The organism is Gordonia sp. (in: high G+C Gram-positive bacteria), assembly GCF_047602025.1.
Taxonomy (GTDB): domain Bacteria; phylum Actinomycetota; class Actinomycetes; order Mycobacteriales; family Mycobacteriaceae; genus Gordonia.
In genome coordinates this window covers 912,497-939,102 of record NZ_JASGII010000001.1, presented here as the reverse complement: position 1 = coordinate 939,102, position 26,606 = coordinate 912,497, and the positions used below count along the sequence as shown (strand labels likewise).

27 protein-coding genes are annotated in these 26,606 nt (G+C 69.9%); 19 read left to right on the top strand and 8 right to left on the bottom strand.

The window, feature by feature from the left end; genetic code table 11:
* Positions 1–28 precede the first annotated feature (28 nt).
* The 6 genes from QM728_RS04710 to QM728_RS04685 are packed head-to-tail and all read left to right on the top strand — an operon-like array spanning position 29 to position 7,464.
* A complete protein-coding gene (locus tag QM728_RS04710; protein WP_415030891.1) occupies positions 29–880 on the top strand; it encodes an SDR family NAD(P)-dependent oxidoreductase in 852 nt (283 codons plus the stop codon).
* Positions 881–936: 56 nt separating this feature from the next.
* A complete protein-coding gene (locus tag QM728_RS04705) occupies positions 937–1,356 on the top strand; it encodes a hypothetical protein (protein ID WP_415030890.1) in 420 nt (139 codons plus the stop codon).
* A 50-nt stretch (positions 1,357–1,406) separates the two neighbouring features.
* Entirely contained in the window at positions 1,407–5,972 is a 4,566-nt protein-coding gene (locus QM728_RS04700; protein WP_415030889.1) for an ATP-dependent helicase, read from the top strand.
* A 23-nt stretch (positions 5,973–5,995) separates the two neighbouring features.
* On the top strand, positions 5,996–6,241 hold the full coding sequence (locus tag QM728_RS04695; RefSeq protein WP_415030888.1) for a FitA-like ribbon-helix-helix domain-containing protein: 246 nt from the start codon (positions 5,996–5,998) through the stop codon (positions 6,239–6,241).
* Positions 6,238–6,630, top strand: coding sequence for a type II toxin-antitoxin system VapC family toxin (locus QM728_RS04690; RefSeq protein WP_415030887.1), 393 nt, complete (start codon positions 6,238–6,240; stop codon positions 6,628–6,630). The genes QM728_RS04695 and QM728_RS04690 overlap by 4 nt, the downstream gene beginning before the upstream one ends.
* Positions 6,631–6,639: 9 nt before the next feature.
* A complete protein-coding gene (locus tag QM728_RS04685) occupies positions 6,640–7,464 on the top strand; it encodes an Fpg/Nei family DNA glycosylase (protein ID WP_415030886.1) in 825 nt (274 codons plus the stop codon).
* On the opposite strand, the gene QM728_RS04680 is transcribed toward QM728_RS04685, so the two are convergent.
* Positions 7,424–7,852 (bottom strand): pyridoxamine 5'-phosphate oxidase family protein, encoded by a 429-nt coding sequence (locus QM728_RS04680; RefSeq protein ID WP_415030885.1) that lies wholly within the window; start codon positions 7,850–7,852, stop codon positions 7,424–7,426. The genes QM728_RS04685 and QM728_RS04680 overlap by 41 nt on opposite strands.
* A 78-nt stretch (positions 7,853–7,930) precedes the next feature.
* Positions 7,931–9,673, bottom strand: coding sequence for a glycerol-3-phosphate dehydrogenase (gene glpD / locus QM728_RS04675; protein WP_415030884.1), 1,743 nt, complete (start codon positions 9,671–9,673; stop codon positions 7,931–7,933).
* Between the two features lie 35 nt (positions 9,674–9,708).
* Here glpD and glpK point away from each other — a divergent pair, with 35 nt between their 5' ends.
* Complete coding sequence (gene glpK / locus QM728_RS04670) at positions 9,709–11,217, top strand: glycerol kinase GlpK (RefSeq protein WP_415030883.1); 1,509 nt, start codon at positions 9,709–9,711, stop codon at positions 11,215–11,217.
* On the opposite strand, the gene QM728_RS04665 is transcribed toward glpK, so the two are convergent.
* Positions 11,214–12,332: a hypothetical protein gene (locus QM728_RS04665; RefSeq protein WP_415030882.1), complete on the bottom strand. Its 1,119-nt coding sequence runs from the start codon at positions 12,330–12,332 to the stop codon at positions 11,214–11,216. The genes glpK and QM728_RS04665 overlap by 4 nt on opposite strands.
* Before the next feature lie 504 nt (positions 12,333–12,836).
* Here QM728_RS04665 and QM728_RS04660 point away from each other — a divergent pair.
* From QM728_RS04660 to QM728_RS04645, 4 genes are read left to right on the top strand one after another with little or no spacing between them, the layout of a single operon-like run.
* The gene (locus tag QM728_RS04660) at positions 12,837–13,424 is read left to right on the top strand and encodes a DUF3558 family protein (protein ID WP_415030881.1); all 588 of its coding nucleotides are present in this window, start codon (positions 12,837–12,839) and stop codon (positions 13,422–13,424) included.
* Between the two features lie 37 nt (positions 13,425–13,461).
* Positions 13,462–13,830: an ArsR/SmtB family transcription factor gene (locus QM728_RS04655; protein WP_415030880.1), complete on the top strand. Its 369-nt coding sequence runs from the start codon at positions 13,462–13,464 to the stop codon at positions 13,828–13,830.
* Between the two features lie 5 nt (positions 13,831–13,835).
* The gene (locus tag QM728_RS04650; protein ID WP_415030879.1) at positions 13,836–14,330 is read left to right on the top strand and encodes an SRPBCC family protein; all 495 of its coding nucleotides are present in this window, start codon (positions 13,836–13,838) and stop codon (positions 14,328–14,330) included.
* 22 nt (positions 14,331–14,352) lie between these two features.
* Positions 14,353–14,868, top strand: coding sequence for a glycine cleavage system protein R (locus QM728_RS04645; RefSeq protein ID WP_415030878.1), 516 nt, complete (start codon positions 14,353–14,355; stop codon positions 14,866–14,868).
* A gap of 69 nt (positions 14,869–14,937) precedes the next feature.
* Here QM728_RS04645 and QM728_RS04640 read toward each other — a convergent pair whose 3' ends face one another.
* Entirely contained in the window at positions 14,938–16,341 is a 1,404-nt protein-coding gene (locus QM728_RS04640; RefSeq protein WP_415030877.1) for an NAD(P)H-quinone dehydrogenase, read from the bottom strand.
* A gap of 97 nt (positions 16,342–16,438) precedes the next feature.
* On the opposite strand from QM728_RS04640, the gene QM728_RS04635 reads away from it, so the two are divergent.
* Positions 16,439–16,927: a gamma-glutamylcyclotransferase gene (locus QM728_RS04635; protein WP_415030876.1), complete on the top strand. Its 489-nt coding sequence runs from the start codon at positions 16,439–16,441 to the stop codon at positions 16,925–16,927.
* 7 nt (positions 16,928–16,934) lie between these two features.
* On the opposite strand, the gene QM728_RS04630 is transcribed toward QM728_RS04635, so the two are convergent.
* On the bottom strand, positions 16,935–17,642 hold the full coding sequence (locus QM728_RS04630; protein WP_415030875.1) for an enoyl-CoA hydratase/isomerase family protein: 708 nt from the start codon (positions 17,640–17,642) through the stop codon (positions 16,935–16,937).
* A 98-nt stretch (positions 17,643–17,740) separates the two neighbouring features.
* Here QM728_RS04630 and QM728_RS04625 point away from each other — a divergent pair, with 98 nt between their 5' ends.
* Genes QM728_RS04625 through QM728_RS04610 form a run of 4 tightly spaced genes read left to right on the top strand, consistent with a single transcriptional unit; the run spans position 17,741 to position 21,336 of the window.
* The gene (locus QM728_RS04625; RefSeq protein ID WP_415030874.1) at positions 17,741–18,559 is read left to right on the top strand and encodes a purine-nucleoside phosphorylase; all 819 of its coding nucleotides are present in this window, start codon (positions 17,741–17,743) and stop codon (positions 18,557–18,559) included.
* Positions 18,549–20,048 carry a phospho-sugar mutase gene (locus QM728_RS04620; protein WP_415030873.1) on the top strand — a complete coding sequence of 500 codons (1,500 nt, stop codon included), beginning with the start codon at positions 18,549–18,551 and terminating at the stop codon, positions 20,046–20,048. The genes QM728_RS04625 and QM728_RS04620 overlap by 11 nt, the downstream gene beginning before the upstream one ends.
* Before the next feature lie 36 nt (positions 20,049–20,084).
* Positions 20,085–20,384: a hypothetical protein gene (locus QM728_RS04615; RefSeq protein ID WP_415030872.1), complete on the top strand. Its 300-nt coding sequence runs from the start codon at positions 20,085–20,087 to the stop codon at positions 20,382–20,384.
* Position 20,385: 1 nt separating this feature from the next.
* A complete protein-coding gene (locus QM728_RS04610) occupies positions 20,386–21,336 on the top strand; it encodes a C40 family peptidase (RefSeq protein ID WP_415030871.1) in 951 nt (316 codons plus the stop codon).
* 10 nt (positions 21,337–21,346) lie between these two features.
* On the opposite strand, the gene QM728_RS04605 is transcribed toward QM728_RS04610, so the two are convergent.
* Both QM728_RS04605 and QM728_RS04600 read right to left on the bottom strand, forming a co-directional pair.
* A complete protein-coding gene (locus tag QM728_RS04605; protein ID WP_415030870.1) occupies positions 21,347–21,817 on the bottom strand; it encodes a DUF3761 domain-containing protein in 471 nt (156 codons plus the stop codon).
* A 95-nt stretch (positions 21,818–21,912) separates the two neighbouring features.
* On the bottom strand, positions 21,913–23,007 hold the full coding sequence (locus QM728_RS04600) for an AI-2E family transporter (protein ID WP_415030869.1): 1,095 nt from the start codon (positions 23,005–23,007) through the stop codon (positions 21,913–21,915).
* A 62-nt stretch (positions 23,008–23,069) separates the two neighbouring features.
* On the opposite strand from QM728_RS04600, the gene QM728_RS04595 reads away from it, so the two are divergent.
* Positions 23,070–24,371 (top strand): primosomal protein, encoded by a 1,302-nt coding sequence (locus QM728_RS04595; RefSeq protein WP_415030868.1) that lies wholly within the window; start codon positions 23,070–23,072, stop codon positions 24,369–24,371.
* On the opposite strand, the gene QM728_RS04590 is transcribed toward QM728_RS04595, so the two are convergent.
* Entirely contained in the window at positions 24,368–25,459 is a 1,092-nt protein-coding gene (locus QM728_RS04590) for an adenosine deaminase (RefSeq protein ID WP_415030867.1), read from the bottom strand. The genes QM728_RS04595 and QM728_RS04590 overlap by 4 nt on opposite strands.
* A gap of 257 nt (positions 25,460–25,716) precedes the next feature.
* On the opposite strand from QM728_RS04590, the gene sdhC reads away from it, so the two are divergent.
* Both sdhC and QM728_RS04580 read left to right on the top strand, forming a co-directional pair.
* Positions 25,717–26,127 (top strand): succinate dehydrogenase, cytochrome b556 subunit, encoded by a 411-nt coding sequence (gene sdhC / locus QM728_RS04585; RefSeq protein ID WP_415030866.1) that lies wholly within the window; start codon positions 25,717–25,719, stop codon positions 26,125–26,127.
* Between the two features lie 12 nt (positions 26,128–26,139).
* Positions 26,140–26,586: a succinate dehydrogenase hydrophobic membrane anchor subunit gene (locus tag QM728_RS04580; protein ID WP_415030865.1), complete on the top strand. Its 447-nt coding sequence runs from the start codon at positions 26,140–26,142 to the stop codon at positions 26,584–26,586.
* The last annotated feature ends 20 nt before the right edge of the window (positions 26,587–26,606 follow it).

Below are 26,606 nucleotides of genomic sequence, written 5' to 3'. Positions count from 1 at the left end.
CCGTCGGCGGCCCCGATACGCTCGGAGCATGGCCAAGGCAAAGCAGACGGCGATCATCACCGGCGGTGCGCGCGGCATGGGACTCGCCACCGCCCTGATCATGGCGGCCGACCACCACCTCGTCCTCACCGACGTCGACGAGCAGGCGCTCGCCGACGCCGTGCAACGGGTCGAGGCGGCCGGCGGCACCGCCGAGTACGTCGTCGCCGACATCACCGATCGCACGCAGGTCGACGCGGTGTTCGCCGCCGCGGCGAAGGCCGGAGGCCTGCGCGCCGTCGTCCACGCTGCCGGCGTCAGCCCGCACATGACGACGGCCGAGAAGATCATCGACATCAACGCGGTCGGCACCGTCCACATCACGGATGCGGCCCACTCCGTCGCGGGCGAGGGTTTCGCGCTGGTCAACGTGGCGTCGATCGCGGCCATCATGGTCCCCAGGTTCCTGATCCCCACCCGTGCGTTCCGCTACGCCGCCACCGACATCGACAAGTTCCGCCGCAAGCTCGTCTCGGCGTCGCTGCGCGGCGGCCGCAAGATGTCGGCGGCGCAGTCGTACCCGATCTCCAAAGCCTTCGTCGTCTGGTTCTCCGCCGACCAGTCCGCGCGCTTCGGCGCCAAGGGGGCACGCATCCTGTCGGTCTCCCCCGGCTCCTTCGACACCGCCATGGGCCAGCTCGAGGCCAAGGGCGGCGCGGGCAAGCTGACCGAGTTCGCCGCGCTGAAGCGCTTCGGTAAACCCGAGGAGATCGGCGAGCTGCTGGCCTTCTGCGCGAGTGACAAACCCGGTTACCTGACCGGCATCGATATCCTCTGCGACGGCGGCACCAAGGCCGGCATGGGCCTCAAGGAGAAGATCGAGCTGGCCCGGCAGGCGTAGGGCACAAAGTCCCGCGCCGCTTCGGTCCCCGCTGGCCGCGGTGGCACGATGACGCCATGGCCCAACCCGTTCCGGCCGACAACGCCGTCGGCCGCTCCCTCGAGTTGTACGAAGAGCGCCACGGCGACCCGACGCCGGCGATCTACCGTCGGCTCTACGCCGCCCATCCCGACGCCGAGGAGATCTTCGCCGGCGACACCTACATCCCCAAGCGCATGATGGCGGGCATCTTCGAGATCGTGATCGACCTCGCCGACCACACGATCGACCCGGCCTTCACGGCCTCGTGGGTCCCCGACCACATCGCCGCCGAGGTCACCCGCCCGATGATCGCGACCATGTTCGACTGCGTCGTCGACGAGATCCGCGAGGGCCTCGGTGCGGACTGGGACGACGCCATGGCCGCCGACTGGGACCGGGTCATGGCGACCTGGAAGCCGGTCGTGTGGGACAAGTTCGACGAGCTGGGCGAGTAGTCGAAGACCGACCCGACCACGCTGTCGGACCTTTCGGGAAGAATGGACCGGTGCCCGCCACCGATGTGCTCGACCGGTTCTCGGCGCCCACCCGCGAGTGGTTCACCGGCTCCTTCGCCGCCCCCACGCCCGCACAGGTCGGCGCCTGGAACTCGATCGCCGACGGCGAGCACACCCTGGTCATCGCGCCCACCGGCTCGGGCAAGACGCTCTCGGCCTTCCTCTGGGCGATCGACCGGCTGGCCGCGAACCCGCCGTCGTCGCCGCGGCGCACCAAAGTCCTCTACATCTCGCCGCTGAAAGCGCTCGCCGTCGACGTCGAGCGCAACCTGCGCGCACCGCTCACCGGGATCGGCGCCGCGGCGTCAAGGCTGGGCGCGGCCCCACCGGAGATCACCGTCGGGATCCGGTCGGGCGACACGTCGACGGCCGACCGTCGCCACCTGGTCCGCAATCCGCCGGACATCCTGATCACCACGCCCGAGTCGCTGTACCTGATGCTCACCTCCGCCGCTCGCGAGACGCTGGCGGAGGTCGACACCGTGATCGTCGACGAGGTGCACGCCGTCGCCGGGACCAAGCGCGGGACGCACCTGGCGCTGTCGCTGGAGCGACTCGATTCCCTGTTGGCCCGGCCCGCGCAGCGCATCGGCCTGTCCGCCACCGTCCGACCGCCCGAGGCCGTCGCCGCCTTCCTCGGCGGCAACCGGCCGTGTCAGGTCGTCGCCCCGCCGGCCGCCAAGACCTTCGAGCTGAGCATCGACGTCCCCGTCGAGGACATGGCCAACATCCCCGTCGACGACGTCGACCCGCTGTCCGGCGACGACGCGACATCGCCGACCGCGGGCTCGATCTGGCCCGCGATCGAGCGGTCCATCGCCGACCAGATCCTGGCGAACCGCGCGACCATCGTCTTCGCCAACTCGCGCCGCCTCGCCGAGCGGCTGACCGCCGCGCTCAACGAGATCTACGCGCGCCGGCAGGGTTTCGAGGCCGACGAGGAGCGCAACCACCAAGTGCCGGGCGGGGCGCCGTCGTTCGTCACCACCGGCAACACCCCGGCCATCCCGCTCGACGCACCGGTGCTCGCCCGCGCGCACCACGGCTCGGTGAGCAAGGAGCAGCGCGCCCAGATCGAGGACGATCTCAAGTCCGGCCGGCTGCGATGCGTCGTCGCGACGAGTTCGCTGGAGCTGGGCATCGACATGGGCGCGGTCGACCTGGTCATCCAGGTCGAGTCGCCGCCGTCTGTGGCCAGCGGGCTGCAGCGCGTGGGCCGCGCCGGCCACCAGGTCGGCGAGATCAGCCGCGGCATCCTCTACCCCAAGCACCGCACCGACCTGATCCACACCACCGTCGCCGCCGCCCGCATGCGCGACGGATTGATCGAAGAACTGTCGATCCCGACCAACCCGCTCGACGTCCTCGCGCAGCAGACCATCGCGGCGGCCGCGGTCGACGACCTCGACGTCGACGAGTGGTACGACACCGTTCGTCGCGCGGCGCCGTACAAAGACCTCGGCCGCGACGTCTTCGAGGCGACCCTCGACCTGATCTCCGGCCGCTTCCCGTCGGAGGAGTTCGCCGAGCTGCGCCCGCGCGTCACCTGGGATCGGGTCGCGGGAACGCTCAGCGGGCGTCGCGGCGCGCTGCGACTGGCCGTGACCTCCGGCGGCACCATCCCCGACCGCGGCCTGTTCGGGGTGTTCCTCGCCGGCGACGACGAGGGTCCGCGCCGGGTGGGCGAACTCGACGAGGAGATGGTCTACGAGTCACGCATCGGCGACGTGTTCGCGCTGGGCGCGTCGAGCTGGCGGATCGCCGAGATCACCCACGACCGCGTGCTGGTCACGCCGGCCCCGGGGCTGCCCGGACGCCTGCCGTTCTGGATCGGCGACACCGTCGGACGGCCCGCCGAACTGGGCGAGGCGATCGGCGAGTTCACCGGGCGGATGGCGAACACCGCCGAACTCCCCGACCTCGGCCTCACCGACTTCGCCCGCGCGAATCTCACCACCCTCATCGACGAACAGCGCGCGGCCACCGGCACCGTGCCGACCGACCGGACGCTGGTCGTCGAACGGTTCCGCGACGAACTCGGCGACTGGCGGGTCATCCTGCACTCGCCGTACGGGTTGCGGGTGCACGCGCCGTGGGCCAGCGCCATCTCCAACCGGCTCAAGGAGACGCTCGGCCTCGAGGGTGCGGTCAGCGCCGCCGACGACGGCATCGTCGTGCGCCTGCCGGACACCGATGACACGCCGCCGGGACCCGAGGTGTTCGTCATCGACCCTGACGACGTCGAGGCGATGGTCACCGACGCACTCGGCGACTCGCCGCTGTTCGCCGCCCGCTTCCGCGAGTGCGCGGCACGCGCCCTGCTGCTCCCCCGCCGCGACCCGGGCAAGCGCTCCCCGCTGTGGCAGCAGCGCCAGCGCAGCGCACAACTGCTGGGCGTCGCGTCGCGCTACCCCGACTTCCCGATCATCCTCGAGGCCGTCCGCGAATGCCTGCAGGACGTCTACGACCTCCCCGCACTGCAGGATCTCCTGACACGGATCGCCCGGCGACAGGTCCGTCTCACGGCGGTCGAGACGCCGAGTGTCTCGCCCTTCGCGGCGGCGCTGCTGTTCGACTACATCGGCGCCTACATGTACGCCGACGACGTGCCCGTCGCCGAGCGCCGTGCCGCCGCGCTGTCGTTGGACACCGCACTCCTCGCCCAGCTGCTCGGCCGGCTCGATCTGCGCGAGCTGCTCGACGACGACGTCATCGCCGACGTCGTCGCCCGGCTGCAGCGGTTGGACCCGGCCCGGCAGGCGCGCGACGCCCAGGACGTCGGCGATCTGCTGCGCTGGCTCGGTCCGCTGACCACCGAGGAGATTGCCGCCCGATACCGCGGCGAGGAGCCCGTCGACGATGCGCTGGACGCGCTGCGCGGCCAGGTCATCTCGATCACGCACCGGGGACGGTCGTTGTGGGCGGCCGTCGAGGATGCGGGCCGACTGCGCGACGGCCTCGGCGTCGCCCTGCCGCCCGGGGTGCCGGTCGCCTTCACCGAGCCGGCCGACGATGCGCTCGGGGACCTCGTCGGGCGGTTCGCGCGCACGCACGGACCCTTCACGACGGCGCAAGCGGTGGAAGTGCTCGGCTTGCCGACCGCGGCCGTCGCCGACACGTTGACCCGGCTCGCCGGTGAGCGTCGCGTCGTCGAAGGCGAGTTCGTGCCGGCCGCGGAGTCGACGCAGTGGTGCCACCCGGATGTGCTCGGGCAGATCCGCCGCGGATCTCTGGCGGCCACCCGCGACGCGATCGCCCCGGTCGACCACGCGAGCTTCGCCCGGTTCCTGCTGGACTGGCAGCGGATCACCTCCGACCGACCGGCACGCGGCGCCGACGGCGTGGCCGCGGTCATCGACCAGCTCGCCGGCGTGCCCATCCCCGCATCGGCGTGGGAATCGCTCGTGCTGCCCGCACGCGTCCCCGACTATGCACCATCGATGCTCGACGAGCTGCTGTCGGCCGGCGAGGTCGTGTGGTCGGGCCACGGCGCGATCGGCGCCGCCGACGGGTGGATCGCGTTCCACCCCGCCGACCTGACGGCGGCCACCCTTCCGCCCGCCGACGACATCGAACTCACCGCGACGATGACCGAACTCGTCGCCGCGTTGGGCACCGGCGGCGCCCAGCGGCTGCCGGAGCTCGTCGGCGGTCTCGACGCCCCCGGTGACGTCGCCGATTCCGTGTGGGGCCTCGTCTGGGCCGGTCGCATCGCCAACGACAGCTTCGCCCCGGTCCGTGCCCTGCTGTCCGGGAACGGCGCCGCCAAGCGGACCGCCCCGAGTCACCGGTCACGCCGCACGCCTCGACTGCGCGGCGCGCGGTTGTCGGGCGCCTACCTGGCCGGCGCGTCGAATCCCGTGGCCGCGGCGAGCGTGCCGGGCGTCCTCGGCGGGCGCTGGTTCCTCCTCGACCGGCCCGGGGTCGATCCCACCGCTGCAACGTCGGCCGTCTGCGAGGTGTTGCTCGAGCGGTACGGCGTGGTGACGAAGGGGGCCGTCCACAACGAGGGCGTGCCCGGCGGTTTCTCGCGGGTGTACCGCGCACTCACCGTCTTCGAGGACAGCGGCAAGGTTAGGCGCGGCTACTACGTCGACGGTCTCGGTGGCGCCCAGTTCGCCGTGCCCGCGACCGTCGACGCGCTGCGCGATCACACCACGATCGCGCGCCAGCAGGCCGGGCGGACGGTCGTGCTCGCGGCCACCGATCCGGCCAACCCCTACGGCGCGGCGCTCGAGTGGCCCGCGACGTCCGGCGGACACCGGCCGGGCCGGAAGGCCGGTGCGCTGGTGATCGTCGTCGACGGTGAACTCGCCTGCTTCGTCGAGCGCGGCGGCAAGACCCTGCTGACCTTCCCGCTCACCGATCGCGCGTTCCTCGACGCCGCCGCCAACGCCCTCGCCGACCTCGTACGGTCGGGCCGGGTCGAGCGCCTGGCCATCGACACCGTCGACGGCGAGCCGGTCCTGTCCACCGACTTCGGCAAGACCCTCGTCGAAGCCGGATTCACCACCACACCGCGCGGGATCCGGCTGCGCTACGGCACTCATGCATGAATAGTTCATGCTATTCTCATGCAATGAGCAATCTGCAGGTTCGCAATCTGCCGGACGATATTCACTCCCGGCTGAGTGAGCGCGCCCGACGACTCGACATGTCGATGTCCGAGTACGTCACCCGCGTCCTGCGCGCCGACCTGGATCGCCCGTTGTTCGAGGACTGGGCGACGGCCGCGCGACGTGCGGGCACCCCGCGCCCGATCGACACTCTCGCGGCGATCGACGCGACGCGCGACGAGTACGACCCGCGGCCGCCCGCGCCATGAGGTGCGTCGTCGATGCAAGCGCCTTCGTCGACGCCATCCTGCCCACCCCTCGACAATCGGCCGTCCTGAGCGCGATGTCCGACGCCGAGATGTGGGCGCCGCCCGTCTTCGACATGGAGGTCGTCTCGGCGTTGTGGCGCCTCGTCCGCACCGGTCAGATCACCGACGACGAAGCCGACTATGGACTCGACCTCCTCCGCACCTCGACCATCCGGCGCGTCGACCATCCGACGCTCATCGACGAGGCCTGGCGGCTCCGCCAGTCGGTCCGGATCTCCGATGCGTTCTACGTCTCCGCGGCCAAGCTCCTCGATGCCGCTCTGATGACCGCCGACGCCAGACTCTCGCGGACACCGGGCCTCGGGGTCACGGTTGTGTTGATCCAATGACGCGGTCCCATGCCTGAAGGCGACTCCCTCTTCGCGCTGGCCACCCGACTGCGGCCGGTGTTGGCCGGCAAGACGCTGACCAAGTCCGACTTCCGCGTGCCGCGCCTGGCGACCGTCGACCTGCTCGGCTGGCACGTCGACGGCGTGCGTTCGATCGGCAAACACCTGATCATCGACCTGTCCGACGGCGATCGTCGCTGCGCCGTCCGGTCTCATCTGGGGATGGACGGCTCGTGGCGGTACTTCACCCTGGGACAGCGGTGGACCAAGCCGGGCCACACCGCGCGCGTGATCCTCGGCGTCGACGGCGCGGAGGCCGTCGGTTTCCTGCTGCGCGAGCTGCACGTCGACCGCGATCCCGATGCCGCGCTGGCCCACCTCGGACCCGATCTCCTCGGGCCCGACTGGGATGCGGACGTCGCCGTCGCGAACATCGCCGAGGCGGTCCGCCGCAACCCGTCGCGAACGGTCTCCGATGTGCTGTTGGACCAGCGCGTGATAGCCGGCGTCGGCAACATCTACCGCAACGAGGTCTGCTTCCTGCTCGGCGTGCACCCGGCGACGCCGATGGTCGACGTCGACGCCGCCCGGGCCGTCGAGTTGGCGCGCGAGTTGCTGTGGCAGAACCGCCGCTCCCCGATCCGCAACACCACCGGGCTGCGCGGGCGCGGCCAGAATCATTGGGTGTACGGACGTGAGGGGCGCTCGTGCCACCGCTGCGGAACCCCGATAACGCGGGTCGACGGACACGACCGTGACCGCGTGACCTACTTCTGCCCGACGTGCCAGCCGGCTATTGGTTCCCGTACCGGTCCGGCTCCGGACCGAAGGTGAACCTGCGCGCGGAGATCTCGTCGACGGTGATCTCGACGTAGTCGTACTTGAGGGTGGGCACCCAGCTGCGCAGCGGGAGTTTGTCAGCCTCGGCGATGTCGTGGGTGCTGACCAGGATCTTGGCGTGCCCCTTGGCGATCACGCTCCAGCCGCCGTCGTTGTCGGTCTGGTCGGCCTCGAAGGCGAGGCGGTTGTTGACGGCGATCTCGGACAGCTTGGCGCCCGCCGCCGTGCGGAAGTAGATCTTGCCGTCGGACGGGTAGTAATTGATCGGGAAGATCTCCGGCTGATCGCCGACGCTGGTCGCGATGCGCCCCAACGAGCGGGTCGCCAGGAGGCTCCAGGCCTCCTCCTCGGAGAGAGTCTCAACCGCACTGCCGTCGACCATGATGACCTCCGCTCGCTGCAGTTCCGAGCGTACTGGAGCAGCGGTGGCGCGGCGCTCGATCGAGGAGGGACCTACGGCCTATTCCGGCACCGGCACCGGTTCCAGGATGTCCTTGCGGGCCTCCGGCGCGGCGACGCGCAAAGCGTCGGCCGATTCGTCGTCGGGCTGCTCCTGCGACGCCTTCTCGGCCTCGACACGGGCGACGTAGTTGGCGACCTCGGCGGCCGTCGTCTTCTTCGACCAGCCGAGGATCGGCGCGACGAGGTCGGCCACCTCCTGGGCGCAGTCGACGCCGCGGTGCGCGTACTCGATCGAGATGCGGGTGCGTCTGGCGAGCAGGTCCTCCAGGTGCAGCGCCGCCTCGTTGCGAACGGCGTACACCATCTCCAGGCGCAAGTACTGCGGCGCGGCCTCGAGCGGTTGCAACAGCGTCGGGTCCTCTTCGGCGTAGCGCATGACGTCGTCGATGAGGGATCCGTAGCGGTGCAGCAGTCGGCGGATCCGGTACGGGTGCAGGCCGTACTTCTCACCGAGGTGCTCGCACTGGTTGATGAGCGCGTAGTAGCCGTCAGCACCAAGGAGCGGCACCCGCTCGGTGATCGACGGTGCCACCCGCGTCGGGATGAAGTCGTTGCAGGCGTCGACGGCGTCGGCGCCCATCACCCGGTAGGTCGTGTACTTGCCGCCGGCGATGGAGATCAGCCCGGGGGCGACGGTGGCCACCGCGTGCTCGCGCGAGAGGGCCGACGTCTGGTCGTCCTCCCCCGCCAGCAACGGGCGCAGCCCGGCGTAGACGCCCTCGATGTCGTCGTGGGTCAGCGGCGAGACCAGCACCTCGTTGACGCGTTCGAGGATGTAGTCGATGTCCTTGCGCGTGGCCGCGGGGTGCGCGAGGTCGAGGTTCCAGTCGGTGTCGGTGGTGCCGATGATCCAGTGCGTCTCCCACGGGATGACGAACAGCACCGAGTTCGCCGTGCGCAGGATGATGGCGGTCTCGCTGACGATGCGGTCGCGCGGCACGACGATGTGGACGCCCTTGGAGGCGCGCACGGTGAAGTGGCCGCGCTCCTTGGACAGCGCCTGCACCTCGTCGGTCCACACACCTGCGGCGTTGATGACGCAGTGCGCGCGGACGTCGGTTACCTTGCCGGTGTCCGAGTCGCGGACCTGCACGCCCATGACGCGGTCGGCTTCGCGGAGGAAACCGACGACCTGCGTCGACGTCCGGATGACCGCGCCGTACTGGGCGGCGGTGCGCGCGACGGTGAGGCTGTGGCGGGCGTCGTCGACGACGGTGTCGTAGTAGCGGATGCCGCCGACGAGCGAGTTCCGTTTGAGCGCGGGCGCGGCGCGCAGCGCACCCGACCGCGTGACGTGGCGCTGGCCGGGCACCGACTTGGCGCCGCCCATCTGGTCGTAGAGGAAAAGGCCGGCGGTGACGTACGGGCGCTCCCACACGCGCTTGGTCAGCGGGTAGAGGAAGGGCAGCGGTCGGACCAGGTGCGGGGCGAGGAGGCGCAGGGACAGCTCGCGCTCGCGCAGCGCCTCTCGGACGAGGCCGAACTCGAGCTGTTCGAGGTAGCGCAGGCCGCCGTGGAACATCTTCGACGAGCGGCTGGAGGTGCCCGACGCGATGTCGCGGGCCTCGACCAGGGCGACGCGCAGGCCGCGCGTCGCGGCGTCGAGGGCCGATCCGACGCCGACGACCCCGCCGCCGATCACGACGATGTCGAACTGCTCCGACCCGAGCCGCTCCCACGCCTTGTCGTGGTACTCCGGACTCAGGTCGGCGGGACGGTCGTCCGTCGGGGCGGTATTCACAGTTCACGACCCTACCGCGTGCAAAGATGGCTGGCGTGGCACGAAGCAGCGGGTATGTCCTGTCCATCGACCAGGGAACGACGTCGTCGCGGGCCATCCTGTTCGACCACCGCGGTCGGCCCGTCGGCTCCGAGCAGGTCGAGCACGACCAGCTCTTTCCCAAGCCCGGCTGGGTCGAGCACAACGCGAATGAAATCTGGCGCAACGTCCGCCGCGTGACCGCGTCGGTGCTGGCGTCGGCGGAGATCCAGCCGCGCGAGGTCATGGCCTGCGGTATCACCAACCAGCGCGAGACGACCGTCGTGTGGGAGCGCGCCACCGGGCGGCCGGTGCACAACGCCATCGTCTGGCAGGACACCCGCACCGCCGCGCTGTGCGAGCGACTCGGCGGCGACGCCGGACCGGACCGCTATCGCGAGCGCACCGGGCTGCCGCTGTCGACCTACTTCGCCGGCCCCAAGCTCGTCTGGCTGCTGGAGAACGTCGACGGGCTGCGCGAGCGCGCGGAGGACGGCGAACTCTGCTTCGGCACGATGGACTCCTGGCTCGCCTGGAACCTGACCGGCGGACCCAACGGCGGCCTGCACATCACCGACGTCACCAACGCGTCGCGCACCATGCTGATGGACCTGCGGACGCTGAAGTGGGATGAAGAGATCTGCGCCGACTTCGGCATCCCGATGGGGATGCTCCCGGAGATCCGCAGCAGCTCCGAGGTGTACGGGAACCTCACCGCGTCGGGAACGCCGGAGGGCGTGCCGCTGGCCAGCATCCTCGGCGACCAGCAGGCGGCGACGTTCGGGCAGGCCTGCCTCGAACCCGGGCAGGCGAAGAACACCTACGGCACCGGCAACTTCCTGCTCCTCAACACCGGCACCGAGCCGGTCTTCTCAGACCACGGGCTGCTCACCACCGTCTGCTACCAGGTCGCCGGGGAAAAGGCGCGTTACGCGCTGGAGGGCTCGATCGCGGTCACCGGCTCGCTCATCCAGTGGCTGCGCGACAACCTCGGGCTCATCACGTCGGCGTCGCAGTCCGAGCGGATCGCCGAGAGCGTCGACGACAACGGCGGCGCGTACATCGTGCCTGCGTTCTCCGGTCTGTTCGCCCCGCGGTGGCGGCCCGACGCGCGCGGCGTCATCGTCGGCCTCACCCGCTACATCAACCGCGGGCACCTGGTGCGCGCGGCGCTGGAGGCGAGCGCGTACCAGACCCGCGAGGTCATCGAGGCCATGACCGCAGACTCCGGCGTCAAGCTCACCGCGCTGAAGGTCGACGGCGGGATGGTCGTCAACAACCTGCTGATGCAGTTCCAGGCCGACATCCTCGACGTCCCGGTGATCCGCCCGGTGGTCAACGAGACCACCGCACTCGGCGCCGCCTATGCCGCCGGGTTGGCCGTCGGCTACTGGAAGAGCGTCGACGACATCACCGCCAACTGGGCGCAGGACAAGCAGTGGGAGCCGCAGATGGACTCCGACGAGCGCGCCCGCCTCTACGCCGAGTGGAATCGGGCCGTCGAGCACAGCCTCGATCTGGCCTAGTCGTCCGGCTTCGGCTGCGGTTCCGGAGGCGCCTCGGGCTCGCCCAGCACCGGCGGTCCGACCAGCGGCAGCTCCCCCGCCACCTCGTCGGCGTTCTCCTTGATCCGCAGGTAATCGGCGGCGCGACGGTCCTCGGTGTCCTCGGACCGCCCCGCTCGCGGAACGATCGGCATGCCGCCGCGCATCCCGCCCGCGCCGCTGGGTCGCACGGGCGCGCCGGCGAGCGGCGGTGGTGTCGCGCCCGGACTCAGGCGGGGCGCCGTCAGCGGTGCGGTCGGGCCGACGGTTCCGATGCGGGGCGCTCCACCGGGCAGTCCGCCGGGTCGCGGACCGCGCGGGCCGGGCATGAACGGCAGCGGGACGGGTCCGCTCGGGCGATTCGGCGCCGGCGTTGCCGGACTCGGACTGTGCGGGCCGGGCGGTGGACCGCCGGGGCCGTTGGGGCCGTTCGGCGAGCTGCCGGGCTGTTGGCCGGCGGTGGTCGGTTGGGTCGCCTGTTGCGGAGTCAACGGCGTCGATGGTGCGGGTGCCGGGGTGGTCGGTGCGGTGGTACCCGGCGCCTGCTGCCGCGCACCGACCGGCGTGGTGCCTACTGCTGGACCCACGGTCGTGTTGCCGGTGTTGGCGGTGAGCCCCGACGACGGCGACCGCGCCGGATCCGGTCCACCGGCGACGGCGAACGAGTCCGGCTCGCCCGCCAACGCGGACCGCGGAAAGGCGTTGTCGGGGAGCGTGCCCGAGTGGAGCATCGGGTCGCTGTAGACCAAGTTCATCGCCTCGGCGACGACGGCCTGGGCCGACGATCGGCTGGAGGCGTCGGCCATCTCGGTCATCATCCGCGCCGCCTCGCGCAACGCCGGCGCCTTGGCCTTGGTGGCGGTGAGGGTCGTCGCGACGCCCTGCAGCGCCAACCGCGCCGAGTCCGCGACCGACGCGGCCGACCTCACCTCCGCGGCGAGCGAGGTCGCCTTCGCCGCGCCCTGCGTGGCCGCGTCGCCCTTGAGCGCGCCGGCGGTCTCCGCGAAGACCGCTTCGACGCGGGCCGCGGCCGCCTCCGCCCGCTTGATCGCAGCACCCAGCGCCGCGACGTCGGCGGCGGCCTGCTCCGACCCCATCGAATCCACCATGTCCGCGATCGCCGACACGTCGATCGACAACCACGGTGTCCGTCCCCCGGGAGGCATACCCACTTAGACGCAGCCGGGCGGCAGACGGTTCCCCCAAGTTTTTCCGCGATGGATGGAACCGTTCGGGCCTCGGGTGCGTCAAAGTAGGGAGACGATATCTAGGCGGCACCCGTGTGCCCAGAATCGAGGTCGACGTGAGCCCACCGCCAGTTCGCTGCGAAGAGGAAGCCTGGTACCGGCGGGCCCAGGTAGCGAAGTGGGCTGCGGAAGAATTGCGTGCGTGCGGCGCCGCTGTCTCCGGGCTCCTCGCTTCTAACTACATGGGACAAGGCTGCACAGAAGCGCCACCCGTCTACAAGCAACTCGCGACGTCTGTCAGCGACTGGCGAAACGGACTCAACGCCCAGGCCCGATCAATGGCAACCTTGGCGCTCTCGAGCGACAGCGCGCCAGCCGCCCTGATAGCGACCGACGAACATCAGGCCGGAAACATTGGTCGATAGCCGGACGCGAGTCACTGCTGCGAGCATCGTTGGGTTCATCCTGCTCTGTGGCTGTGAGCGCACGGAAGACAACATCGGAGCAGGAGCATCGCCATCAGCGAGCCGAGCGCCGCACGCGGGCGCATTTCCTAACCGACTCAACCCAGGCAACGATGGCACAACCTATGAACCGTGCACTGGCAGTAATGAGCACGCCGTCCAGCACCTGGGCTGGGATTGGGGTTCGCGGCGCGATGCGGCTTTGGTCGACAAACAGACAGCGCGCGGGTGCGTTTGGGTCGACTCGAAGGTTGGTTCCGTTTGGAGCGTCTCCCAGACAGTCGCCAACAGTCCAAGCATCGCAGCCTTCAAGCAGTCCAACCCCTCCTTTTCCTGGCACCCATTTACGACCGTCATGGATCGACCGGCGGCGGTATTCAGCACCAGCGATAGCTCGTGCACTGTTCGGGTCCAAAGCCAACGAGCGGGAGTCAGTACGACCGTCGACAACTTTGAGGACCGCACACCACCCACCTCCGAGATCTGCGCCCGGGCGATCGCGTTCACCAAGGCGACGATCTCGCGGATGCCGGAGTAACCCTTGACATACAACCGTTTGGTTGTATGTTTGAAGGGTGACCACCACAGCTGATCGCCTCGACCTGTCGGATGAGCAGGTCGACGCACTGTTCCACGCACTCGCCGATCGGACCCGCCGCGACATCTTGCGGCGCTCCCTCGCCGGCGAGCACTCGGTCAGCTCGCTCGCGTCGCACTACGACATGAGCTTCGCGGCCGTGCAGAAGCACGTCGCGGTGCTCGAGCGGGCGGGGCTGGTCACCAAGCGGCGCAACGGGCGCGAAGCCCTCGCGTCGGGAGAAGTCACGGCCGTCCGGTCCGTCAGTGCCCTGCTCGACGAACTGGAACAGATCTGGCGGGGTCGCGTCGCACGCATCGACGACCTCCTCGCCGCCGAGAAGGCCAACCCACAAGACCAGGAGTGAGAACCATGCCGATCATCGACGTCAACCAGGACCCCGCGAACCGCACGCTGACCATGACCGCCCATTTCGACGCCCCCGTCGAACGCATCTGGGCGCTCTACGCCGACCCGCGCCAGCTGGAGAAGGTCTGGGGTCCGCCGGAGTACCCGGCCACCTTCCCCAAGCACGAACTGACGCCCGGCGGCACGTCGCACTACTACATGACCAGCCCCGAGGGCGAGAAGTTCGCCGGCTTCTGGAACGTCACCGCCGTCGACGAGAACAAGCAGTTCAGCTTCGACGACGGCTTCGCGCTCAACGCCGACGACTTCGCGCCGAACCCGGACCTGCCCGTGTCGAAGAACACCTACCGGTTCACTCCCGACGGCGACGGCACGCGCGCCGAGTACATCAGCGTCTACGCCAGCGACGAAGCGCTCGCGCAGGTGCTGGAGATGGGCATGGTCGAGGGCGCCACCACGGCCATCAACCAGATCGACGAGTTCCTCAAGAACGACTGACCCCTGCGGTAGCGTTCGCCGTGTGCAGCATCTTGTCTTGACCGTCATCGGCGACGACCGACCGGGCCTCGTCTCGAGCCTGGCCGACGTCGTCGCCACCCACGGCGGCAACTGGGAACGCAGCCAACTCGCCCGCCTCGAGGGCAAGTTCGCCGGGATCGTCGTCGTCGAAGTTGCCAAGGATCACGCCGACGGCCTGCTCGCCGCCGCCCGGGCCCTGCAGGACCTCGATGTGTCGGCGCACTCGGCTGGCGCCGCCGCGAGCGACGACTCAGCCACGCGCCTCACCATCGGGGTGCTGGGCAACGACCGCCCCGGCATCGTCCGCGAACTCTCGTCGGTCCTCGGCTCACACGGCCTCAACATCGAGAGCATCACCACCGACACGCGCGAGGCCCCGATGGCCGGCGGCCTGCTCTTCGAGGCCGACTTCGACGTGACGGTCCCCGCCGACGCCGACCTCGTCGCCGTGCGCGCCGAACTCGAGCGACTCGCGGCCGAGCTCCTCGTCGACATCGGGATCGACTCCCCCACCTGACACGCTCACCCGCCGCGGTTTCGACAATCCCGCATCGATCGATGAGGGATAACCGAAACCGTGCGGGGTTCAGTCCAGGTCGTCGTGCCGGACCAGCTGGCGCGCGGCCTCGGTGATCGAGCCTGAGAGCGACGGGTAGACCGACAGCGTCTGCGCCAGGTCGCTGACCGACAACTTGTTCTGCACGGCGATCGCGATCGGCAGGATGAGCTCGGACGCGTTCGGCGCGACGACCACGCCGCCGATGACCACTCCGGTGGCCGGACGGCAGAAGATCTTCACGAAACCGCGGCGCAGGCCACTCATCTTGGCGCGCGCGTTGGTCGCCAGCGGCAGCATCACCGTGCGCGCCGGGTACTCGCCGGAGTCGATGGCCTCCTGCGACACGCCGACGTTGGCGATCTCCGGTCGAGTGAAGATCGCCGACGCGACCGTCTTCAGCTTCAGCGGGGTGACCCCCTCGCCGAGTGCGTGGTACATCGCGATGCGCCCCTGCATCGCGGCGACCGAGGCCAGCGGAAACACCCCGGTGCAGTCGCCCGCCGCGTAGATGCCGGGCACCGACGTTCGCGACACCCGATCGACCTCGATGTAGCCGCCCTTGTCGGTCTTCACGCCGACCTTGTCCAGACCGCACTTGGCCGTGTTCGGAATCGACCCGACGGTCATCAGCGCGTGCGATCCGGTGACCGTCTGGCCGTCGCCGAGGGTCACCGTGACCGTGTCACCGTCGCGGGTCACCTTGTCAGCACGCGCGTTCTTGACCAGCTCGACACCGCGCTCGGCCAACACGTCCTCGAGGACCAGCGCGGCGTCCTCGTCTTGCCCGGGGAGCACCCGGTCACGACTGGACACGAGCGTCACCTTCACGCCGAGCTCGGTGTAGGCGTGGACGAACTCGGCACCGGTCACACCGGAACCGATGACGATCAGGTGCGTCGGGAGTTCGTCGAGGTCGTAGAGCTGGCGCCAGGTGAGGATGCGCTCGCCGTCGGGCTGCGCGTCGGGCAGGATGCGCGGTCGCGCACCGGTGGCGATCAGCACGACGTCGGCCTCGACGACGTCCTCACTGCCGTCGGTCGCGCGCGCCAGCACCTTGTGGGTCGCGCTGCCCGGCACCGGGTCGGCCAGCTCGCCGACGCCATGGATCAGCTTGACCCCCTCGCTGAGCAGTCGCGCCTTGATGTCGGCGGACTGCGCGAAGGCCAACTCCTTCACGCGCTTGTGGATCTGCGGCAGGCTCACGACCGCGTCGTCGAAGTGGATGTCGATGCCGAGGTTGCCGGCGCGACGCGCATCGGTCCGCAAGCCCGTCGAGGCGATGAACGTCTTCGACGGCACGCAGTCGTACAGCACGCACGCGCCACCGACTCCGTCCGCGTCGACGATGGTCGTCTCGGACCCGTAGGCCGCGGCCGCCAGTGCCGCTTCGTATCCCGCTGGTCCCCCGCCGATGATCACGATCCTCGTCATGGTCCCCATTCTCACTCAGTCCGCCAGGTTTTTCTTCCGCTAGTCTGAGTTCGCTGCTCGCGCAGCACTCCTGCCCACCGCCGACGAGGGAGAACCCGTGGCGCTGTACGCCGCCTACGGATCCAACATGGATCCCGAGCAGATGGCGATGCGCGCCCCCCACTCCCCGATGTCGGCGACCGGCTGGCTCGTCGGTTGGCGGCTGACCTACGCGGGCGAGGACATCGGCTGGGAGGGATCGCTGGCCACCGTCGTGGAGGACCGCGACAACCCGGACGCCCGCGTCTTCGTCGTCCTGTACGACGTTCCCCGCGAGGACGAGCCGACCCTGGACCGCTGGGAGGGCTCCGAGCTCGGCGTGCACCGCAAGCTGCGCGCGCGGATCGAGACGACCAGCGGGTCCGAACTCGCGTGGCTCTACGTCGTCGACGCCTTCGAGGGCGGCCTGCCGTCGGCGCGCTACCTCGGCGTCATGTCCGACGCGGCCGAGAAGGCCGGCGCACCCGCCGACTACGTCCAGGCGCTGCGCCTGCACGAATCGCGCAACGTCGGGCCCGGCCCCGGCGGCGAGACCGAACAGCTCTGAGCGGCGTCTACAGCAGCGACGGCGGCGTCTTGCGCGCCAGCGTCTCGAGCAGCGGCGCGCGCAATCCCTGCTTGATGGTCGCCAAGTTGGCCCCCGCGGTGCCGGCGCGTTCCGCCGCAATCGCACGACCCCGTTCGACGAGGCCCTCGACGGCGACGGTCTCGTCGACGATCCCGGCGGCCAGCGCGTCGTCGGCGCCATAGCGCTTCGACGTCATCATCGACTCGGTCGCCGCGGCGTCGGTCAGGCGCGTGCGCAGCAGTGCGGCCATCCCGGCGGTGAACGGCATGTTCAGCGCCGCCTCGGGCAGCGACCAGAAGCCGCGCTCGGTGCGCATCAGGCGGTAGTCGGCGCACACCGCGAGCATCGCGCCCGCACCGAAGGCGTGGCCGTTGACCGCGGCGACGGTGGCGACCGGCAGCGTGAGGACCTTGGTGTAGATCTCGTGGACCGAGTCGAGGTAGGCGGGCAGCTTGTCGCCGTTGGCGAAGATGTAGTCGGTGTCCAGGCCGTTGGTGAAGAACTTGCCGGTCGCGGTGATGACCAGCCCCTTCTTCGACGACGACCCGGCCTCGGCGACCTCGTCGAGCGCGGTGTTCACCGCGGCCATCCAGTCGATCCCGAACCGGTTCTCCGGGTTCGCCTCGTCGAGCTCGACCCCCTCGGTGCCCAGGTAGAGCTCGTACACATTGTCTGATTCGCGCAGATACGGCATGGCTCGGACTCTACAACCCGCGCAGTCCCGCCTGGTTTCGGCAATGCCGCATCGATCGATGCCGAATTGTCGAATCGGTGCTGGATTACGGTGTAGCCATGGCCGACGACCCCGCCCCCGACGCCGCAGCCGCCGAGTTCCTCGCGGCCCAGACCGGCGTCGCCCGCCACGACGTCGCGATCGTGCTGGGTTCGGGGTGGTCGGCGGCCGTCGAAGCCTTCGGCGCCCCGACCGCCCAGCTCCCGACGTCGACGGTCCCCGGCTTCGCCCGGCCCACCGCGGCCGGCCACGACGGCACGATCACCTCGGTGCGCGTCGGCGACCAGCAAGTCCTGATCGTCGCCGGGCGCTCGCACGCCTACGAGGGCCACCCGCTGGCGACGGTCGTCCACCCGGTGCGCACCGCCGCCGCGGCGGACTGCACGCGGATCATCCTCACCAACGCGGCGGGCGGGGTGAACCGCGACTACGGCGTCGGCCAACCGGTGCTGATCAGCGACCAGATCAACCTCACCGGACGCTCGCCGCTGGTCGGGGCGCAGTTCGTCAACATGGTCGACGCGTACTCGCCCGCGCTGCGCGAGGTGGCGCAGCAGGTCCGCGCCGACGCCGGCGAGCAGCCGCTGGCCGAAGGGGTCTACGCGGGCCTGCCCGGTCCGCAGTACGAGACGCCCGCCGAGATCCGCATGCTCGCGACGATCGGCGCCGACCTCGTCGGGATGTCGACGGTCCACGAGACGATCACCGCCCGCGCGGTCGGCCTGGAGGTGCTCGGCATCTCGCTAGTCACCAATATGGCCGCGGGTATCACCGGCGAGCCGCTCAGCCACACCGAGGTCCTCGAGTCCGGCCGCGACGCCGCCGGATCGATCGGCCGACTGCTCGTCGGCATCGTCGGGCGCCTCGATGCCCGCTGACGACCTCCGCTTCGGCACCGCCGGGCTGCGCGGCCCGGTCGGCCCCGGCGGGATGAACGTCGACCTGGTCACCCGGGCCACCTGGGCCGTCGGCGAGTGGCTGCGCCACCACGGCCACGGCGGCGCGACGGTCGTCGTCGGGCGCGACGCCCGGCACGGGTCCGCCGAGTTCTTCGCGGCGACGACACAGGTGCTCGCCGCCGCCGGCTTCGACGTCGTCGCACTCCCCGGCACCTCGCCCACCCCCCTGGTCGCCTTCAGCTGCCGCGACCTCGACGCGGCGGCCGCCATACAGATCACCGCCTCCCACAACCCCGCCGCCGACAACGGGTACAAGCTCTACGGCGGCACCGGTTCCGACATGCCCGGCGCCCAGATCGTGAGCCCCGCCGACGTGGAGATCGAGGCGTTGATGGCCCGTGCGCCGTCGGAGATCCCGCGCACGAGCGTCGCACCGGATGAGCGCGCCGCGGCCGCCGGTGACCGCTACCTCGCGCGACTCGCCCAGCGCTTCGGAACGTCGACACGGCCGCTGCGCATCGCCCTCACCCCGATGCACGGGGTCGGCGGGCCGCTCGCGCTCACCGCGCTGCGGCAGGCCGGGTTCGCCGACGTGCACGTCGTCGCCGCGCAGGCCGACCCCGACCCCGACTTCCCCACCGCCCGGTTCCCCAATCCCGAGGAGCCCGGCGCCACCGACCTGCTCCTGCGACTCGCGGCCGACGTCGACGCCGACCTGGCGATCGCCCTCGATCCCGACGCCGACCGGTGCGCCCTGGGCATCCCCGACACCGGCGGCTGGCGCATGCTCACCGGCGACGAGACGGGCGCCCTGTTCGCCCGCCGGCTCGCCACCGCGGGCGGCGTCGTCGCCAGCAGCATCGTGTCCGGCACGCTGGCCGCCAAGGTCGCGACGGCCGCCGGCGCGACGTCGGTCCGCACGCTCACCGGGTTCAAATGGCTGGTGCGCGCGGGCGAGCCGCTCGAGTACGCCTACGAGGAGGCGATCGGCCATTGCGTCGACCCGGATGCCGTGCGCGACAAGGACGGCATCGGCGCCGCGGTGGTGGCCGCGCAGCTCGCCGCGGAACTGCGCGCGGCGGGATCGTCGGTCGGCAGCCTGCTCGACGGCCTGTCCGCGACGCACGGCGTGCACGCGACCGTCGGGCGTTCGGTGCGGCTGACCAGCACCGCACCGTTCATGGCGGCGGTTCGTTCGGCGGCGCGCCGCGTCCTCGGCGGGGTGGAGTGCGCGCTCGTCGACTACGCCATCCGCGACGACGGTCTGCGCACCGACGCCGTCGAGTTCAGCGGCGCATCCGGCGACATCGCGGTGCGCGCGGTCGTACGACCGTCGGGGACCGAGCCGAAGGTGAAGGTCTACGTCGAGGTCGTCGCTCCCCCGGTTCCGGACGTGCCGACGGCCCGCCGCGACGCCGCTGCCCGCGCCGGGCAGATCGCCGACGAGCTCGCGGCCCTCGGGGGCTGAGGGAACCGTTCGACGGTCGGCTGCGTCCAATTCGACATGACCGTCACATTGCACGCACCCGCCGCCCACCACTTCGCCGCCGGCCATCAGGACATCGCGCAACGCGCCATCGGCTCAGCCCTGTCGCTGCGCGGCGATGTCGCCCTGCTGATGCCCGCCTTCGGGTTGATCGGCGTCGAGTTCCTCGGGGTCCTGGCCACCGTCATCGACGGGGCCGCGCGCCATCTCGACCACCTCGGGGTGCACCACGGGGCAATCTCGGGCGCCACGCGCGCCGGCGTCGACGCGTACGAGTCCACCGACGCGGCCGCCGCCGCACGCACCGGGGCGGCGTGACATGACTGCCGAACTCCTCATCGCCCCGCTGCGCGTCCTGATCCTGACGCTGGGCACCGGCGTGCTGCCGAAGGGCGGACCGGTCGCCAACCTCGACCGCGCGGCCGCGGACTCGACGAAGGCGGCGGCCGATGCGCTCCGCGGCGCGCAGTCGCTGACGGGAGCCTGGACCGGGCAGGGCGGTCGAGATGCGGCCGACGCCGCGACATCGACGGCGCGCGGCCACGAACAGTCCTCGACGGCGAACCGGTCGTCGGCGGCCATCGTCACGACGGCCAGCACCCGGGTGGCGCACGCGGCGGCAGAGTTGCAGCGCCTGCTCGACTCCTTCGCCAAGGCGGCCAACGCGCTCGGCCCGGCGCTCTTCAGCGTCGAAGGGCTGATGGCGCTGCTGCCAGTCGCGATCGACCACGTCAACCGAGGGCTGGCGGTCGTCAACCGCACGCAACAGGAACTGAAGTCCGACGCGGCGAGCCTGCTGGCGTCGGGCAGGCACAACGCGCCCAAGGCGGTGCCCGCTCCGGGTCGGCGCCACGGCGACGCCACCGATCCGCGGGACGGATCGACGGCGATCCGGCTGCCCAGCGGGAAGGTCGTGCACGCACCCACCGTCCGCGCGGCGACGGCGGTGCGGGCGGCGTTGAGCCAGCGCGGCGTGCCATACGTCTGGGGCGGCACGACGCCGAAGGGCTTCGACTGCAGCGGCCTGACCCAGTGGGCCTACCGCAAGGCGGGCGTCGAACTCCCCCGGCTCGCCCAGAACCAGGACGACGCCGGCGTCCGCGTGAGCCGCGCGCAACTACAGCCCGGCGACCTCGCCGTGTGGGACGGCCACGTAGCGATGGTCGTGGGCGATGGACTCATGGTGGAAGCCGGTGACCCGGTCCAGGTGAATCCGATCCGCACGACCAACATGGGTCAGGGCTTCCAGGGCTTCTACCGCCCGCGGTGAACCGGTGCGGTCAGTGCACCCAGGTGGAGACGCCGCCGTGCTCCGAGCAGGTGCCGGAGTGGTGCTGGCTGGTCGACCAGGTGCCGTCCTTGCACTGCGCGGTCGCGCCGTTCGGCCGGGTCTTGCTGTTCTGGTTCTGCTGCGGCTTCGCCGGGGTGCTGGGCTTGGCCGGGGTGCTCTGCTTGGGCGTGCTCGGCATCGCCGGCGTGCTCTGCTTGGGCGTGCTGGGCTTGGCAGGCGTGCTCTGCTTGGGCGTGCTCGGCTTCGCCGGGGTGCTCTGCTTGGGCGCGCTCGGCTTGGTGCTGCTCTTCGGCGCCTTCTTGGTCGTCTTGGGGGCCTTCTTGTGCTGCTGCGAATGGGGCGCGGCCGGCTTCTGCGACGGCGCGGTGGACGGGGCCGCCGCGGCGGCTCCGGCACCCAGGAACAGGCCGCCGGCGATGACGGCGCCCACGGCTGCGGTGGTGATATCAGTGATCTTCATAAGCCCGACGGTAGGCCCGCGGCAGCGCACCGGCCAGGCCCGTTCGCCCGTTTTCGGGCGGTTTGCCCGCGAAGTCCAACCGTAGGGTTTGCTGTCTAACCGGCCTCGTGCCCGCGGTCGTCGACCCACGCGGCGCCCTTGTAGACCGAGCGGTACATGTTGATCGTCGTGACGATCACGATCATCACCACCGGGCCGAAGACGATGCCGATGAAGCCGAACATCTTCAGCCCCGCGAACACCGACAGCAACATCAGCGCGGGGTGCAGGTAGGCGTTGCGCGGCACCAGGATCGGGCGCAGGAAGTTGTCGATGTTGGTGGTGACGATGAGGTGGAAGAAGAACACGAACAGGCCGCCGACCACGTTGCCCGTCAACGCCATGCCGATGCCCAGCGGCATGGTGACGATGCCGCTGCCGAGTGGGATGACCGAGAGGACCGTCAGGAAGATGACGAACATCGCGAAGCCCTGGTGGATGCCGCCGAGGTAGATCGAGATCGCGCCGGCCAGTCCCTGGACGAAGGCGATGACGAATTGGCCGCGGACCGTCGCGGTGACCATCGACCCGACCTTGTCGAGGTAGATGTCGGTGATCTGCGGGCCGAGCGGGTTCAGGTCCTTGACCAGTTCCACGACCTTCGGCGCATTGGTCAGCAATGCCAGGAACACGTACAGGAAGATGATCGCCATCGTGACGGTCGTGGCGATGCCGCCCGGCGAATCCTTGGCGAAATCCAGCACGAACTTGCCCGCGCCCTGGGCGAAGTCCGAGATCGAATCCTTGACCTTGTCCATCGTGAGCGGCTCGACGTGGATCAGCGGCACCTTCTCCAACAGTCGGTTCGCCGACGCCAACAGGCGTTGCCCCAGCTCGTTCAGGTCCGTGTCCTTGAGCCAGCTGCTGACGCTGTCCACCATCTGCGCGATCTGCACGCCGGCCAGGGCCGCGATGGCGCCGAGGGGTATGCCGACGATGGCGACCGCGCTGAGCAGCGTGAGGAACGCGGACAGCCCGGAGCTCAGCCGGGTCGCGAGCCGGTTGTAGATCGGCAGGAACAGGTAGGCCAGGACGGCGGCGACGCCGATCAGGACGAGGTACTGGCGGAGGAAATACGCGCCGAACACCAGCGCGATCACCGTCATGATCCCGAGGGCCCTGCGCTCGTTCGGGGAGAACTCCGCCAGCATCACCCCATCGTAGGAGGCGCCCAAGTGCCCTGTCCGCGGACTACCTTCGTTACGCTTTCCCCATGGCCGGAGACATCGTCCCCATTGAGCTCGGTTTGACCGACGGAAACGCGTACACCCTGTGGGCCCCGCGCTGGCGCGAGGACGACGAGGAGTGGGAGGCGTTCCTCGGGCTGGGCGAGCACCTGTACGGCTTCGAAGACGTCGCCCACCTCGTCGGATACATCCGCAGCACCGACGAGGAGCACGACCTCGTCGACCACCCCGCATGGCCGACGGTCGTCGAGCTGCAGGGCGACGAGCTGGTGCCGGACAAGCGCCACACCTACGACCTGATCGGCGTCCCCGAGCTCGCCGCCGAGGACCCGACCCCGGAGAACATCGCCGACCTCGAGGACTCGCTGGAGATCGTCCGCATCCTCGGTGAGGTCTGCGAGCTGAACAAGATCACCAAGTTCTTCAACGGCAACCCGATCCTGGGCGCCGTCACCGCGGGCACCCGCAACTTCGTCGGCCGCGACGGGCAGGACCTGTGGGTCCGCATCGGCCGCCTCATCGCGAAGAACTGGGACGACGTCATCGACTCGCTCGACGACCTCGTCACCACCCCCAAGGTTGACAAGGCCGCGGTCGCCGCCGCCGAGGCCGAGTTGGCCGCCGCCGCGTCCGCCGAGGACGAGGACGAGCCGGACGAGGACGACATCGATCTGGTCGACGACGAGGACGATGCCGACGGCACCGCCGCGTCGCTGGTCGACGACGAGGACGAGGACACCGAGGCCGGCGAGCTTCTCGACGGCGACATCGACGAGCTCGGCTTCTGGGACGGCGTCGGTATCGACCCGATCCAGATCACCACCTCCGGCGGCGAATACCTCTCGCTGCGCTGCTACGTGAAGGACAAGCCGGTCTTCCTCGGCCGTCGCAGCACCATCTACGTCTTCCCGTCGGTGCGGGCGATCACCCGCTTCCTGGCCGACGACGAGGTGCACGACCTGACCAAGGTCTCCACCTTCGACGACGTGAAGGCCGCCGCCACCGACGGCTCACTCGAGTTCGAGGTGTACGAGGACAACGTCTACGTGCTGACCGGGCTGGCCGAGGACATCGCCGACGGCCCGCGCCGCATCGACGGCGACCAGCTCGACCTGGCCGTCGAGCTGCTGCTCGACGCCGGCGAGTACGCCGGTGAGGACTCGGTCGGCGAGGCACTCGCCTCGACCACCCCGCTGGGCTGGTTCATCGACTACGCGACGAACCCCGATCCCAAGCGCCTCGCGCCGAGCCCGCCGTTCGACAACGAGTCGGAGGCCTTCCGCGCGCTGGTCCACGACTTCGAGGACCGCCTCGAGCACAAGGGCTAATCCGCCGCCGCGATCAGCGGCGCGTAGCCCGGCTTGATCACCTCGTCGATGAGCACCATCCGCTCGTCGAAGGGGATGAACGCCGACTTCATCGCGTTGACCGCGAACCGCTGCATGTCGGCCCACCCGTAACCGAACTGATCGGCCAAGAGGGCACACTCGCGGCTCATCGTCGTATCGCCCATCAACCGGTTGTCGGTGTTGACGGTCACCCGGAACCGCAGCCGCGCCAGGGTGTCGAACGGGTGCGACGCCAGGTCGGCGACGGCGCCGGTCTGTACGTTCGACGACGGGCACAGCTCCAGCGGGATGCGCTTGTCGCGCACGTAGTTGGCGATGTCCCCGAGGACGGTGCCGTCGATGTCGTCGATGATCCGCACGCCGTGGCCGAGCCGGTCGGCGCCGCAGTACCCGATGGCCTCCTTGATGGAGGGCAATCCGAAGGCCTCCCCCGCGTGGATCGTGTAGCGCATGCACTGTGCCCGCAGGAAGTCGAAGGCGTCGAGGTGCCGCGTGGGCGGGTTGCCGGCCTCGGCGCCGGCGATGTCGAAGCCGACCACCCCCGATCGGCGGTGGCGCACGGCGAGCTCGGCGATCTCCGTCGACCGCGCCGCGTGGCGCATCGCGGTCACCAGGCACCCGACCACGATGGGCCGGCCCGCGGCCCGGGCGGCCGACTGCCCGTCGGCGAATCCCTCGAGGACCGCGGCGACGACCTCGTCGAGGGTGAGCCCCTGCTCCAGGTGCAGCTCGGGGGCGAAGCGCACCTCCGCGTAGACGACGCCGTCGAGCGACAGGTCCTCGACGCACTCGAAGGCGACGCGCCGCAGCGCCGCCGCCGTCTGCATGACCGCGACGGTGTGCCCGAAGGTGCGCAGATACCGGACCAGCGAGCCGGCGTTGGCGTTGTCGACGAACCAGCGGCCGAGCGCCGCCGGGTCCCGCGTCGGGAGCTCGTCGTAGCCGGAGTCGCGGGCGAGGTCGATGATCGTCGCCGGGCGCAGGCCGCCGTCGAGGTGGTCGTGGAGCAGAACCTTCGGCGCACGGCGCAACGAGTCGATGGTGACGGGCGTGAAATCGGCGCTCATATGTTGAGCCTGACACATGTCGGGGTGAGACATTGTGCACACTTGCGTTCCGTCGTAAACAGGCCGCTAATCGGCCATAACGCCTGTGACCGCGTCATTTCCAGCCCATTACCAGAGTTTATATTGGTAAGGCAAACCTTAGTTCCGATCAGTTGGATGGAAATTACCTCCGGGTCGTTTTCTCCGCCTCCTGACCAGGGTTTAGAGTCAGTTCTATTGGGTCCCAGGAAAACCATGTTCGGAGGCCGAATTTCGCCATGAGCACCCCAACGACGGCGCCCGCTCCAGTGCGGCGCAAGCGATCGATTTATCGGGGCGACCCCGGCATGTGGGCGTGGGTTCTCCACCGCATCACCGGTGTCACCATCTTCTTCTTCCTCTTCGTGCACGTGCTCGACACCGCGGTCATGCGGATCAGCACCGATGAGTACGACAAGATCATCAACACGTACAAGACCCCGATCATCGGCCTCATGGAGATCGCGCTCGTCTTCTGCGTGCTGTTCCACGCCTTCAACGGCGTGCGGATCATCCTCATCGACTTCTGGTCCGAGGGCCCGCGCTACCAGCGCCAGATGCTCTGGGCGGTGCTGGGCCTGTTCGCGCTCATCTTCGGAGCTGCGGCGATCCGCCTCCTCCAGATCCTCATCACCAATTCGCATTTCTAAGGAGTAGCCACCATGACCACCGCCGCTCCGCAGCCTGCGAAGACCCTGCTCACCTCCCACGACCGCCCGCCGTCGCTGGACAACCCCCGCTCCCCGCGCAAGCCCAAGGGCGGCAACTTCGAGAAGTACGCGTGGCTGTTCATGCGCTTCTCGGGCATCCTGCTCGTCTTCCTGGTCATCGGCCACATGGCGATCATGCTGACCTGGGACACCGGCGTGCACCGCATCAACTCCGACTTCGTGCGCGAGCGCTGGTCGAGCCCGCTCTGGCAGATCTGGGATCTGACCATGCTGTGGCTGGCCCAGCTGCACGGCGGCAACGGTGTCCGCACCGTCATCGCCGACTACACCCGCAAGGACTCGACCCGCTTCTGGCTGAACATCCTGCTGGGCGTCTCGATGGCCCTCACCCTCGTCCTGGGCACCTACGCGCTGCTCACCTTCAACACCGGCAGCTAGCTCTCGGCCCCGTCACAAGG

Excerpts from the sequence above, each read along its gene's own strand:
- QM728_RS04710 (WP_415030891.1), top strand. The coding sequence starts at position 29 with ATGGCCAAGGCAAAGCAGACGGCGATCATCACCGGCGGTGCGCGCGGC.
- QM728_RS04705 (WP_415030890.1), top strand. The coding sequence starts at position 937 with ATGGCCCAACCCGTTCCGGCCGACAACGCCGTCGGCCGCTCCCTCGAG.
- QM728_RS04695 (WP_415030888.1), top strand. The coding sequence starts at position 5,996 with ATGAGCAATCTGCAGGTTCGCAATCTGCCGGACGATATTCACTCCCGG.
- QM728_RS04690 (WP_415030887.1), top strand. The coding sequence starts at position 6,238 with ATGAGGTGCGTCGTCGATGCAAGCGCCTTCGTCGACGCCATCCTGCCC.
- QM728_RS04685 (WP_415030886.1), top strand. The coding sequence starts at position 6,640 with ATGCCTGAAGGCGACTCCCTCTTCGCGCTGGCCACCCGACTGCGGCCG.
- QM728_RS04680 (WP_415030885.1), bottom strand. The coding sequence starts at position 7,852 with ATGGTCGACGGCAGTGCGGTTGAGACTCTCTCCGAGGAGGAGGCCTGG.
- QM728_RS04665 (WP_415030882.1), bottom strand. The coding sequence starts at position 12,332 with ATGGGGTCGGAGCAGGCCGCCGCCGACGTCGCGGCGCTGGGTGCTGCG.
- QM728_RS04650 (WP_415030879.1), top strand. The coding sequence starts at position 13,836 with ATGCCGATCATCGACGTCAACCAGGACCCCGCGAACCGCACGCTGACC.
- QM728_RS04640 (WP_415030877.1), bottom strand. The coding sequence starts at position 16,341 with ATGACGAGGATCGTGATCATCGGCGGGGGACCAGCGGGATACGAAGCG.
- QM728_RS04630 (WP_415030875.1), bottom strand. The coding sequence starts at position 17,642 with ATGCCGTATCTGCGCGAATCAGACAATGTGTACGAGCTCTACCTGGGC.
- QM728_RS04625 (WP_415030874.1), top strand. The coding sequence starts at position 17,741 with ATGGCCGACGACCCCGCCCCCGACGCCGCAGCCGCCGAGTTCCTCGCG.
- QM728_RS04620 (WP_415030873.1), top strand. The coding sequence starts at position 18,549 with ATGCCCGCTGACGACCTCCGCTTCGGCACCGCCGGGCTGCGCGGCCCG.
- QM728_RS04615 (WP_415030872.1), top strand. The coding sequence starts at position 20,085 with ATGACCGTCACATTGCACGCACCCGCCGCCCACCACTTCGCCGCCGGC.
- QM728_RS04610 (WP_415030871.1), top strand. The coding sequence starts at position 20,386 with ATGACTGCCGAACTCCTCATCGCCCCGCTGCGCGTCCTGATCCTGACG.
- QM728_RS04605 (WP_415030870.1), bottom strand. The coding sequence starts at position 21,817 with ATGAAGATCACTGATATCACCACCGCAGCCGTGGGCGCCGTCATCGCC.
- QM728_RS04600 (WP_415030869.1), bottom strand. The coding sequence starts at position 23,007 with ATGCTGGCGGAGTTCTCCCCGAACGAGCGCAGGGCCCTCGGGATCATG.
- QM728_RS04595 (WP_415030868.1), top strand. The coding sequence starts at position 23,070 with ATGGCCGGAGACATCGTCCCCATTGAGCTCGGTTTGACCGACGGAAAC.
- QM728_RS04590 (WP_415030867.1), bottom strand. The coding sequence starts at position 25,459 with ATGAGCGCCGATTTCACGCCCGTCACCATCGACTCGTTGCGCCGTGCG.
- sdhC (WP_415030866.1), top strand. The coding sequence starts at position 25,717 with ATGAGCACCCCAACGACGGCGCCCGCTCCAGTGCGGCGCAAGCGATCG.
- QM728_RS04580 (WP_415030865.1), top strand. The coding sequence starts at position 26,140 with ATGACCACCGCCGCTCCGCAGCCTGCGAAGACCCTGCTCACCTCCCAC.